14 protein-coding genes are annotated in these 11,847 nt (G+C 39.0%); 11 read left to right on the top strand and 3 right to left on the bottom strand.

The window, feature by feature from the left end:
* Nucleotides 1–273: 273 nt before the first annotated feature.
* A complete protein-coding gene (locus SULKU_RS13865; protein ID WP_172633628.1) occupies nt 274–948 on the top strand; it encodes a ParA family protein in 675 nt (224 codons plus the stop codon).
* Nucleotides 935–1,783 carry a ParB/RepB/Spo0J family partition protein gene (locus SULKU_RS13870; protein WP_013450017.1) on the top strand — a complete coding sequence of 283 codons (849 nt, stop codon included), beginning with the start codon at nt 935–937 and terminating at the stop codon, nt 1,781–1,783. Before SULKU_RS13865 ends, SULKU_RS13870 begins: the two co-directional genes overlap by 14 nt.
* Before the next feature lie 14 nt (nt 1,784–1,797).
* Here SULKU_RS13870 and SULKU_RS13875 read toward each other — a convergent pair whose 3' ends face one another.
* Nucleotides 1,798–3,063: a DNA polymerase Y family protein gene (locus SULKU_RS13875; RefSeq protein ID WP_041667295.1), complete on the bottom strand. Its 1,266-nt coding sequence runs from the start codon at nt 3,061–3,063 to the stop codon at nt 1,798–1,800.
* Nucleotides 3,064–3,131: 68 nt separating this feature from the next.
* Between SULKU_RS13875 and SULKU_RS13880 the strand changes: the two genes are divergently transcribed.
* The 4 genes from SULKU_RS13880 to SULKU_RS13895 all read left to right on the top strand — a co-directional run bounded on the left by SULKU_RS13880 (nt 3,132) and on the right by SULKU_RS13895 (nt 4,438).
* Nucleotides 3,132–3,467, top strand: coding sequence for a hypothetical protein (locus tag SULKU_RS13880; protein ID WP_151174370.1), 336 nt, complete (start codon nt 3,132–3,134; stop codon nt 3,465–3,467).
* Nucleotides 3,468–3,570: 103 nt separating this feature from the next.
* The gene (locus tag SULKU_RS13885; RefSeq protein ID WP_013450021.1) at nt 3,571–3,780 is read left to right on the top strand and encodes a hypothetical protein; all 210 of its coding nucleotides are present in this window, start codon (nt 3,571–3,573) and stop codon (nt 3,778–3,780) included.
* 200 nt (nt 3,781–3,980) lie between these two features.
* Nucleotides 3,981–4,202, top strand: coding sequence for a hypothetical protein (locus tag SULKU_RS13890; protein WP_013450022.1), 222 nt, complete (start codon nt 3,981–3,983; stop codon nt 4,200–4,202).
* 14 nt (nt 4,203–4,216) lie between these two features.
* Entirely contained in the window at nt 4,217–4,438 is a 222-nt protein-coding gene (locus tag SULKU_RS13895; protein WP_013450023.1) for a hypothetical protein, read from the top strand.
* A gap of 17 nt (nt 4,439–4,455) precedes the next feature.
* Here SULKU_RS13895 and SULKU_RS13900 read toward each other — a convergent pair whose 3' ends face one another.
* Complete coding sequence (locus SULKU_RS13900; protein WP_013450024.1) at nt 4,456–4,863, bottom strand: DUF3293 domain-containing protein; 408 nt, start codon at nt 4,861–4,863, stop codon at nt 4,456–4,458.
* A gap of 391 nt (nt 4,864–5,254) precedes the next feature.
* Between SULKU_RS13900 and SULKU_RS13905 the strand changes: the two genes are divergently transcribed.
* From SULKU_RS13905 to SULKU_RS14675, 5 genes are read left to right on the top strand one after another with little or no spacing between them, the layout of a single operon-like run.
* Complete coding sequence (locus SULKU_RS13905; protein ID WP_013450025.1) at nt 5,255–5,497, top strand: hypothetical protein; 243 nt, start codon at nt 5,255–5,257, stop codon at nt 5,495–5,497.
* An 8-nt stretch (nt 5,498–5,505) separates the two neighbouring features.
* A complete protein-coding gene (locus tag SULKU_RS13910; RefSeq protein WP_013450026.1) occupies nt 5,506–7,299 on the top strand; it encodes an N-6 DNA methylase in 1,794 nt (597 codons plus the stop codon).
* On the top strand, nt 7,299–8,888 hold the full coding sequence (locus SULKU_RS13915; RefSeq protein ID WP_013450027.1) for a class I SAM-dependent DNA methyltransferase: 1,590 nt from the start codon (nt 7,299–7,301) through the stop codon (nt 8,886–8,888). The genes SULKU_RS13910 and SULKU_RS13915 overlap by 1 nt, the downstream gene beginning before the upstream one ends.
* Nucleotides 8,885–10,138 carry a restriction endonuclease subunit S gene (locus SULKU_RS13920; protein ID WP_013450028.1) on the top strand — a complete coding sequence of 418 codons (1,254 nt, stop codon included), beginning with the start codon at nt 8,885–8,887 and terminating at the stop codon, nt 10,136–10,138. Before SULKU_RS13915 ends, SULKU_RS13920 begins: the two co-directional genes overlap by 4 nt.
* Complete coding sequence (locus SULKU_RS14675) at nt 10,135–11,682, top strand: hypothetical protein (protein ID WP_013450029.1); 1,548 nt, start codon at nt 10,135–10,137, stop codon at nt 11,680–11,682. Before SULKU_RS13920 ends, SULKU_RS14675 begins: the two co-directional genes overlap by 4 nt.
* A 21-nt stretch (nt 11,683–11,703) precedes the next feature.
* On the opposite strand, the gene SULKU_RS15375 is transcribed toward SULKU_RS14675, so the two are convergent.
* Nucleotides 11,704–11,835: a hypothetical protein gene (locus SULKU_RS15375; RefSeq protein WP_013450030.1), complete on the bottom strand. Its 132-nt coding sequence runs from the start codon at nt 11,833–11,835 to the stop codon at nt 11,704–11,706.
* Between the last annotated feature and the right edge of the window lie 12 nt (nt 11,836–11,847).

Consider the following 11,847-nt stretch of genomic DNA (forward strand, 5'->3'; position numbering starts at 1 on the left):
TGTATTATATCTAAAATTGCTATATTGAAATATGTTCAGTGTTTCCCGGGGAAACAGTTGTATAGGGATAAATTGATTATATAATATTTGAAAATACAAATTAATAAGTAAAGAAAAATCATGTTAAAAATTTAGTGGTTACTGAAAATATTAAAAAATATTGCTATAATCATTTTGAGAAATCTAAATGTTGTATTTTTTAGAAAACTTTATGAGTTTCCCCGGGAAACACTTTAAAAAGGAAATAGATTTATGAGGTCAAACATAATTACATTGGCTCATCAAAAAGGTGGTACAGGAAAATCAACATTGGCATGGAATGTTGCTATAGAACTCGGCCTAAACTATAAAAAGTATGGATTTAAAGACTTTGTATTTGTAGATTTAGACAATCAAGAATCCGTAACCATGACAAATAGACTCAGAATGCAATATGGACAACAACCGCTTTATATAACACGTTTTACTGATCGAGAGGGTGAACAATTTCGTAATTTTATAAATGAAATAGACGATGAGACTTTAGTAGTCATAGATTCTGGTGGGTACGATGCAGACTTAAACCGTCTTGCTATCATTGCAAGTGATTATGTTATTACCCCAGTGTCATCCGATTATATGGAAATATTTGGACTTCAAAAATTTAAAAATATTTTAGCGGAACTCTCAGCATTAAAAGGGGAGGGCGAAACTGTAAAAGTGAATGTACTATTAAATAAAATTGATCCAAAAGCTAAATCATTTGACGACATAGAAGAATTTATTAGAGAGACAAAATATTTTAATTTGATGGAAACTGTAATAAGGTTTCGATCGGATTTCAAGCATTCAATTGGATATGGTTTTAGTGTTGCAGAATTGGATAAAAATAGTAAAGCCACCGCAGAGGTGAAAATGCTTATTAAAGAAATTGAAACGAAAGCAGGGCTAATAAATGGCAAAGCGTAATAGAATAACAGCAGAATTATCTCAAACCATAGCGGAATCTGCACCACTAGTGAAAATGGTGCCTAAGCAAATTACTATTGATGGATCAGAAACACACGCTGATATAGAAATTTCTAAATTGATTCATAACCCATTTCAACCTCGCATTGAAATGGATTCAAATGAACTCTCTGAATTGGTTCAGTCTATTGAAAAAAATGGACTTTTGCAACCAATTTTGGTTACATCCAATCATAATGGCAAATATACGATTTTGGCAGGACATAGACGCGCAGAAGCATTTAAAATATTGGGAAAAGAAAAAATACCTTGTATGCTAAAAAATGATGTTTCAAGACAAGATATGGCAGTTTTTGCAATAGCAGAAAATGCTGTTCGCGTAGATTTGAATCCTATTGAATTTGCAATTTCTATGCAACATCTACTTGATGAAGGTGTTGTGGAAAGTCAAAACAAGTTAGCAGAACATATAGGATTGTCAAAGGGGCATGTTTCAAAAATAATGGGCATTTTGAAATTACCATCAAATATTATAAAAATGGTCAAAGAAGATAATTACAATATCGTTTATATTCTGTCTATTTTAAATAAAGTGGCTCCAGATAAAATTAAATCAGCCTATGAAGAAATAAAGTCTTTAGGTAGAGATGATGCTGAAAGTGTTTTAAAAACAAAATATTTGAGTAAAGGTAAGGATACAGCTACTTTACCAATTTTTAAAGCTAAACAGACAAAAGATAAAATAAAAATTGATATTAATATCGCTGGTATGAATGAAGCCAAGCTAGTGAAGTTGAATGATGCTATTAAAAAAATGATTGCAGATTTTGAATAATAAAGAGGGGGGTTTTACAACTCCCCTCCACCTCTCACAATATCCATCCCATACTTATCTCGTATCTTTGTCAGTGCATCAGTAAGCTTTCTCATCTTAGTATCATCCTCATATTCGAGCATATCGAGTGTTTTGGGATCATGATGGATAAACTTACTGGCACTCATTCCAATATACTTAACCGCAATATGGGGATAGAGATCAAGTTCTTTAAACTTATCATAGGCAAACTCTTGAATAAACTTCTCGTTAAAGAGACGATAGATAGTGTATTGCTTCTTGGAGCTTCCCCAATTTTCATACCCGAGTGAGAAATGAAACGTCGTCGGATTGACTCCCAGTTTCATGATGGTATGACTCCAGTGTCTCACCATAATGTGTATCCGTCGGAAGAGTTCATTACGTTCTTTAATGGGATGATCCATACTTCTTGATATCCCAATTCCTTTACGGCTCCGTGATGCTTGTACACTCTCATGATCCTCACCTGTGAGTCTGGCATAGAGATCTCTTCCCTGTCGTCCCCATGAATCAAAGAGATGAGGAGAGCCCCATGCTTGTCCAATCGTTCTGATCCCATACTTCTGCATCTTTTTGGAAAACGCTCTTCCTACTCCGGGGAATTCATCGATGGCAATATCGTTCACGAATGCTTTAATATCCTCTTTGTGCACCACTTTGGTTCCATAAGGCTTTGCGGTACCGGTAGCAAGCTTGGCTATCCATTTGGCAGGACTCGCACCTATAGAGACGGGGAGTTTGAACTTCATGGTGATATCACTTTGGAGCTGTTTGATGAATGCATCCGTCTCATCATCTTCAATCCATCCTCGAAGATCTCCAAATATCTCATCAATGCTGTATTGCTCCATAACAGGCACAAGAGTATGCAGATATTCCATCAGCTCATGACTCATCGTGTGATAGAGCAGATGATTGGGAGGGAGGAGGGTGATATCGGGACACTTCTGTAATGCTTCATAAATAGTCATCCCTGTCTTCACCCCAAATTGGCGTGCCTCATAACTGGCAGTGGTAACGATCCCCCGTATCTTCTCCCCATCTTTGAAATACTTAGAGTGATCATGTTCGCTATGAAAGAGTGAGGGGACAAACGCACCGGAATTAAGAGCAACGAGCTTTTTGGCATGAGAGGGTTTACGATCAAAGATAAACGGATCACCCCGTCCTCCCACGGCAATTTTTTTACCGATCAAGGAGGGGTTCATCACCCTCTCGCATGAACAAAAGAAAGTATCGAGATCTAAATGGATTATCATAGTGCGAAGGATATTTCAATTTGCCACAATATGGACGATTTATTGCAAAACGTCATAGACTGGTACTTATGAAAAAATATCTTGAAACCAACGAATTGGCAGCACTCTTTTTTCTCCACTACTTCAAGTACACCCGCTATGCCTTTAAAAAGCAAAAGAGCGAAGAAGACATTGCCTCCATCCATGCCCACAGAGAACTGATGCGTCTCTTTGGCAGGTTGCATAACGCCAAGGCGAGGGTAGGGGGGCAAAGTGTGGTCGATATGATTGCAGAGCTGATCTCATCCTCCAACAACCCCTTTGTTCAAAGGGTATCGAGTGTGATGGAAGAGAGTATTGCCTTTATTTACGATCATGTACTCCTTGATGAGAGGGAACCCCCTTTGCTTGAGCGATATGCATGATAAAACGTCTATTTAAAAAACTGTTCGGTAGTCGCAGCAAACACTATAAAGAGTACCACATCACCAACCTCGCATTTGGATGCATAGAGTAGGGGAGGGGGCAATGGCTACAATTGATGAATTTCGAGAGGAAGTGATTGAAACACTGTGCGAACTGGCTGGATGCAGTGAAGACGATGCCCAAGCCATAGCAGAGGAAAAACTCTCCGATATCGAATACGGCCATAAATACCGTCTTAGCCCAGCCATTATCGCGGGGTCTATTTTGGGAATAAACGATTGCTGTGTCCCAAACCGACCCCAAAAGAACTGAGCTTTGCAAAATCGCTATAGTAGTGACCTATAGAGCACAAACAACCCTTGAAGCTTCCAATATATCCTCTCGTGAGCATTTTTTAGCCTCCTTAGAGCGATGAACGAATAATAAACAACTCTGTGTTGCAATAAAACGGTTCTGAGCCTTAGAGGTGTGTTATCATTGCGCTAATGAAACATCCATAAGAGAGGAAGACCATGCAGCAACCTTTTATGGCGTACGAAAACGATACGGACGGATTCACCACCGGCAATCTCCTTATTCAAAACGGTACCGACACCATCAGAGTTGAAGGTACCCTCGAAATTACCAAAGACCGCCAAGGGCTCGAAGCGGCACTCAAACTCAAACGGGCTGTCGATGCTGCCATCGATGCGCTCAAACGTGACCGCAATCTCCCAGATAGCATTCGAGACTAAGGTGAGAACAGCTTATGGAAGAGATAGAACTTCATCCCCGGATTAAAACCGAAGCGGCCAAAGGGCGTACCTATGGCGAATGTGTCATGGATGAGATGATGAGTATTCGTATGATTGACGGAGAGTTTAGCACTACCTTGCACATCAAGGAGAAGCCCAAACGGCTAGGTCGTGAAGATGCCTTGATCTATTACACTCAAAAACTGCGCGGCGTGTGGGAAAATATCCTGGAGTAGGGTAGGGTGTTAAAAGGCTATTTTTCCAATGCTCTTTCGGTAATTGCCACTCCTGTTTCACACTCATAATAACCGACATGGGTAGCAGAGCGATAGAAGATCGCGTATTGCTCTTCTGCTTTAGCTAATTCTATCGCCTCTTCAAACGTGATCTCATAAATACAATAACTCACTTCACTGTGATCGTCCAAATACCCAAGCGCTTCATCAAAGGGATGACCATACTCTAAAAGCTTCTCAAAGAGCTGTTTGTTACGAGCCGTATTTTCCTCAAGACTTAGTGGTTGATTGTTTGGATTCCATGCGGTGAGTATGGCAAAAGGCGCATTAAAAGGTTCATATGAGGGGAGGGTGTCAATAGTAAAATCGATCTCTTCAGTATTGTGAGAGATTTTAAAATGGGTGTTATCGTAAATTTCTTTCATGCAATCAGTATAGCATCAAGGCTTGAGCTTAGCTGAATGCTAAAATCAAGCCTTGATGTCGAGATTTTGACCCAGACCGGTCAGTTCGGCGGCTAGTGATACATTGGAATCTTTAGGAACAGCTACGCTATCAAGCAATTTCATAATCCCTTGATCTTGCGAATCGATCGCTTTTTCAAAGCGTACATCTGCGGTCCCATTCCACCTTGTGAATTGATTGGATCCATTGGTTAGCCTCCTTGTGGAGTTAGAACCTATATCGGCAGTTATTAGCAAAATTCCATTTTTACAGCAAATTATTATTTAGTTATGGCGTAACTATTGACAAGAATAGAAAGAAGTGCTACAATTTCCGCATAAATTAGTAAAGTCTTAACTAAAGAGGTGTAAGATGATAGCAACAAAACATATTGGCGAGAGAATGTCTCAACGTGGTATGACTAAGCGTATGATTGAACTTGTTATGGAGTTTGGTAAAGAGCAGGGAGACAAAGTTATTCTCAATCGCAAAGCCACGCAATCTATTCTTCATGAAATGGATCAGCTAAAAAAAGATCTTCTCAAAGTTATGGACAAAGGCGGCATAGTCGTTGTTATGGATAACGAAACATTGATCACCACATATAATGCATAGGGAATAATATGATAAACAAAATTTTAACTTTTATCGAATCGCACCCAAGCCAAATGAATTCAATGGATTCATTAACATTTCTCTATTTATTACATACTTGGAAAAAACTTTCTGATACGGCTGCAATACCAGAACATATTCGTATTGAAAAATATGCTGATGGAAAAGTAGAGTTTGGGCGAATGGGGATCTTATTTGTTGAATTGGCTAATCACAGTGAGGTGTTTCATACTCAGGTTGAAAAGCATTCGTGGCAATATCATTCAGATAGTAAAACGTTAAACGAATACATTCAATTTGTTCTTGATAATTTAGTATTTCCTAATGTGTCTGAGGCATTCAATGTTTTATCAGAGCGTCAGGGAAGTAAATTCGGTGAGTTTGCCCAACCGGAAGAACTTGTTGATTTACTGGTGAAAATAGCTGATCAGGATAATCCTGAAAGTGTCTATATACCATTCACATCAGGTACTTTACTTGCTGGAGTGCTTGGTAAAAAAGCAAATCAGAAGTTGTATATTGAAAATATTTATCTCAATACGGTTGTTCTGGAATTAAGTCGCTATCTTGATCATGTAAGTATGGACTATGCAATCAACAATCCAATATACGAGCCAACATTTGTTGATTTGGAAACGCGAACTTTGAACCAATTTGATGTTAGTGTAGCTATTCCTCCTTTTGGCGGCATTAAAGCAGAGAAAGAAATTGCCAATATTAGATGGGATCGTTATCGTGTTGCAGACACGTTGAATGGATCAAGCAGAAATGGTGAAATTGCTCTTATTGAGCACACATTATCACAAACAACTGGGCGAGCAATTTTTGTAATATCGCATGGGTTACTCTTTCGAAGTGCTGCGGATTGGATGATTCGTGAACAGTTATTAGCAAATAAACAAATTGAAGCAGTAATTACACTGCCAGGAAACCTATTTATTCATAGTGTTATTCCAACGGCTATTTTAATACTGAATAATCAGTGTTCTTATCAAGATGTTTTATTTATCGATGCGAGTAAAATGGTGAAACGTGTCGGTAAAAAAAATGTTCTAACAGATCTTGAAACAATACTGCAATTGTTGGAAAAACGAGAAAGTGTTGAAGAAGTCTCAGCCCTAGTCAGCTACAAAGAACTAAACGCTAATCAAAATAGCCTGAATCCATCACGCTATATCGTCTCTGTCGATGATCAAAATATTCAGAATATATTGGAAGCCCACGATACAGAAAAACTTAGTAATTTGACTGTTTTACAACGCTCACAGCTTATCAAGGACGAAGAAGCGGACGATGGAACCGAATATCGCATGGTTATGACCGGCGATATCCCTGAATGTGGTTTTTTGACCACAACGGAACGAGTAATTCGTGTTAAAGAACAAAAAGCCAAGGCTGAAACATATCGACTTCATCCTTATGATATTTTACTTGGGGTAAAAGGGAGTATCGGAAAAGTAGCGATTATCGGAGATATAGGTGAAGGCTACTGGCTAGCAAATCAATCGTTTCAGGTAATTAGTATGTCGTCATTTAACGAAAAAGAAGATGCAATTTATCTGTATATGTATTTGAAATCAGCGGTTGGACAACAGTTACTTGCATCCATCACTGCCGGTGCGGCAGTGCCACAAATACCAACTAGTGCATTGAAAGATTTGGTTGTACCATTCAAAGAGCGAAAACTAAAAGAGCGTGCAATAAAACATTTTTATGAAGAGATAGAAATTTATAACGAGATTGAAGTCTTAAAAGATAAAATATCAAACATTAACAAACATTTTTTTGGTCAGGAATCATAATGAGTTTTAAAAACATCGAAGCACTTGAAAAACGGTTATGGTCAGCAGCCGATGAGCTGCGTGCCAACTCCAATCTAACTGCATCAGAATATTCTCGTCCGGTATTGGGACTGATCTTTTTACGGTATGCTGAATATCGTTATCTGATAGCCAAAGAGGCGATCGAATCTACACAAACTTCCCGTCGTCGCGGAACGGATATCAAAACTGCGATTCAAGCTGAGGGGGCAATGTATGTCCCCGATGTTGCATTGTTCGATAACCTCCTAAAACTTCCTGATGGAGCCGACATCGGACGTGCGATCAATGACGCGATGAAAGCACTCGAAGCCGAGAATGAAGCGATCCGTGATACCCTACCGAAAACTTATACTAAATTTGATAATGCTATCCTTATCACTCTCTTGAAAAACTTTGCGGGGATTCGTTTCGACATCGGTACGGATGTATTCGGGCGTATCTATGAGTATTTTCTCACGGAGTTTGCCAAGAGCGAAGGGCAAGGGGGCGGAGAGTTTTTTACCCCTGCGCATTTAGTACGTCTCATCACCGAGATCATCGAGCCCTATCACGGTAAAGTCTTCGACCCCGCGTGCGGAAGCGGCGGGATGTTCGTCTCAAGTGCGTCCTTTGTCGCCGAGCACAACCGGAACGCCAGCAGTGAGCTCTCGATCTTCGGTCAGGAAAAGACAGGAGATACCGTCCGTATCGCGAAACTCAATCTCGCAGTTCATGGGCTACAAGGGGATATTAAAGAGGGGAACTCCTACTACGAGGATATTCACCAATGCGCCGGACAGTTTGATTTTGTCATGGCAAATCCTCCTTTCAACGTCAACAACATCCAAAAAGAGCGAATAGCGGATGATAAAGCTCGTTTCCCATTTGGTATGCCCAACGTCGACAACGGCAACTATCTGTGGATACAGCTCTTTTACGCGAGTTTGAACGATACCGGTCGTGCCGGTTTCGTTATGGCAAACTCTGCGGCGGATGCCAGAGGAAGTGAGATGGAGATCCGCCGTCAGCTCACCCTTAGTGGCGGAGTGGATGTGATGGTTGCGATCAGTTCGAACTTCTTTTATACCGTGACGTTACCGTGTACGCTGTGGTTTTTGGACAAGGGCAAACCGCAATCTCGAAAAGATAAAGTTCTCTTTATCGATGCACGTCATATCTTTAAGCAGGTCACTCGATCGGTGCGTGATTACAGCTCTGAGCAGCTCAACTTTATCGCCGATATCGTTCGACTCTATCGGGGAGAAGCGACTGATGACACCTATAAAACCCACCATGAGGATGAGCGCAACGACGGTGAGTATACGGTAGAGAGATTTTTCGCTGATGGGACGTATCAAGACATCGCGGGACTCTGTAAAGTTGCCACTATTGACGAGATCGCCGTGCAGGGGTACAGCCTCAATCCGGGGCGCTACGTAGGTGTCGCTGCAGGAGTAGAAGACGACGAGGAAGAATTTGCTATCCGACTCGAAACACTCCAAGAAGAGCTGGAAGTGCTTAATGCTGAAGCGCATGAACTGGAACGGCGAATTGCTGAGAATGTTGCTGAGATTTTGGCTACACGATGAGTAAAACTATTCAACTCGGAGATTACATTTGCACTCTAAAGGGTTTTGCTTTTAAAAGCCAATGGTATGAAAAAGATGGGCATCCTATTGTAAAAGTATCAGATTTTACAGAAAATTCTATAGATACATCGAAGCTTGTAAAAATCCCTTTTGAAGTAGCAGAAAAATATAAAAAATATTCATTAAAAACAAATGATATTGTGATTCAAACGGTAGGATCTTGGCCAAGTAATCCAGCATCAGTTGTTGGAAAAACTATTAAAGTTCCTTGTCAAGCTCATGGGTCTTTGCTGAATCAAAATGCTGTAATCATTTATCCAGATAAAAATATTGATCAAAGCTATCTCTACTATGTGTTAAAAGATCAAAATTTTAAAGATTATATTGTTGGTACGGCACAAGGAGCTGCAAGTCAAGCAAGTATTACATTGGACGCTATAAAAGGCTTTGAATTAGAATTACCTGATCAAGAAGTTCAACAAAAAATTGCTTCTATCCTTTCTACTTACGATGTCCTGATCGAAAACAATAACCGCCGTATCACGATCCTCGAAGAGATGGCACGTAGCCTCTATCGAGAATGGTTCGTCAAATTCCGATTTCCTGGTCATGAAGCGGTTGAAATGGTCGATTCGGAGTTGGGACAGATACCGAAGGGATGGGAAGTTTCTCCTCTTGAAAATTTATGTAGTCGTATTACTGATGGATCGCATAAAAGTCCAAAATCAGTATTAGAAGGGTTTCCAATGGCTTCAGTAAAGGATATGCATGATTTCGGATTAAATGTTAATTCTTGCCGTAAGATTTCTAAGGAAGATTTTGATGACCTTGTCAGAAATGACTGCAAAGTGACAGCTAATGATATTTTGATTGCAAAGGACGGAAGTTATCTCAAACACACATTTGTAGTAGAAAAAGATCTCGATATCGCTTTGTTGTCTTCAATAGCAATGTTACGTCCTAATAATAAAATTAAATCACATTTTTTATCGTATTGTTTGAAAAGTCCAGAAGTTAAAGAAAGAATGAAACAGTGTGTCTCTGGTGTTGCGATACCCCGTATCATTTTACAGGACTTCAGAAACTTTAAAATTATAGTTCCAACAATAGACATACAAAAACAATGGAATAATTTGATTGAAGACAATATCCAGATGTGTTGGAATTTGATTAAGCAAAATAATTTATTGAAAACTCAGCGAGACATGCTCTTACCGAAGCTGATTTCGGGGAAACTTCAAATCACATGAAACGACGTGATAATTTTACACAGAAGACTATTGAAATTCTTAAAACAAGAGTCGCGCATAGATGTTCAAATCCAAATTGCAGAATTGTAACTGCAGGTCCAACAACAGATATTGGCAAAGTAAATATTATAGGAGAAGCAGCTCATTTATATGCAGCAGCACCAGGTGGTCCAAGGTATGATTCAACAATGTCTCCTGATAAAAGAAAATCTATAGAAAATGCTATTTGGCTTTGTTCAAATTGTTCAGATTTGATTGATAAAGATCCTGATGCCTATCCTATTGAGTTGCTGAATGAGTGGAAACAAAGGGCTGAACAGTTGGCTTTAGAAGAATTAGGAAAAAAGTTGCCTGATAAATTTGACGCGATTAATACTTTGACAACTGCAATGACAGGAACATGTAATAAATCTATACCAGATATGCTAAGGAACGTGTCTGTTGCATCAGCAAATTATTTACATCAATTAGATCCTAGACTTCGTATCGATGTAGCTTATCAAAATAAGACTACTATTTATACTTTCTTCCAACATGGGGAAGAGCCAGTCGATCTCAATGTAAAATTTTCAATTGATGAAAAACATGAATCGCATAATAATTTTGAGGAAATGTTCAATTACGGCAAACCTATAGAATTAGCCGTTAAAAATTTTGAATTAAGCGGGTCGCCAATTTTCGATACGTTATTGTCAGATTTTAATGCTGGAACAATATCGGTAAGGCCTGAAAGTATTAATGCAAATATGAAGATATGGTTGTCAAAAGACCATAAGATGCCCTTCTTTATGGATGATGTCCGTGGAGAAATTTTTCGCGGCACGAAAGCGTTATATTTCACTGGAACTTCATGTAATGGACTGTTTCAGTTTGAAGTTCACGTCGGAAAAGAAGGAGGGATCTCCTCTTTTTCATTCGGAATAGATTTTTCACAATGGATAGGCTCAGATATTCTACGGCTACCCTATTTCACAAAAATCTATGACTTTATGGAATGTATAAATGATAGTTGGTCTATAAACGGTATTATGGAAATCAATGGAGAGAAGCTTTTCGAAGCTACGCAGGAAAGTACCGTCAGCAATATGGCATTACGAGAAATCTTTATTCCATTAAGATATATCGCAATGGTTAGAAAGTTTGCAGATTATTTGAAAATCAATTTAACATTTCAAGAAATACGTCTTTCGAAAGATCTTTATGATCTATTGGATCGGTTTGAGATGGCAGTCACACAGACAATAATGAAACCTCCTTTTCTATCTAATCCTAGTACGGTGATGCATATTGAATCTGAAGAAAATTTAGAAAATTTAAGAAAATCATTTTTAGATGAAGAACCTACTTCTGTTACAATAGAACAGCAGACTGAAGTTGTGGAATTATTCAATCAAAAAGTTCCAATGCCAGTGATGAGACATGTATTTACAAGCGTATTTCCAAAATTAGAACGAAAAATTGATGATTTAACTATTGGTGATCATGTGAAAGTAGAGTTTATACCCGCAGAAGAATGCGAATACTATATTGAATTGATTGAATAGGAGCGCCTGAGGCGCACCTTATTATTTCCCTTTCTTCGTTTGACTAAGGGCGCTAGCAGCGACTGATTTACAGGCTTTGCTTGCAGAAGGGCTTTTCAGCACTTTTGATGCTGTAGAAGCTACATTAGAGGATGTCTGCTTTTTATTTGCCATGGTGTCTCCTTT

Source organism: Sulfuricurvum kujiense DSM 16994 (assembly GCF_000183725.1).
Lineage (GTDB): Bacteria > Campylobacterota > Campylobacteria > Campylobacterales > Sulfurimonadaceae > Sulfuricurvum > Sulfuricurvum kujiense.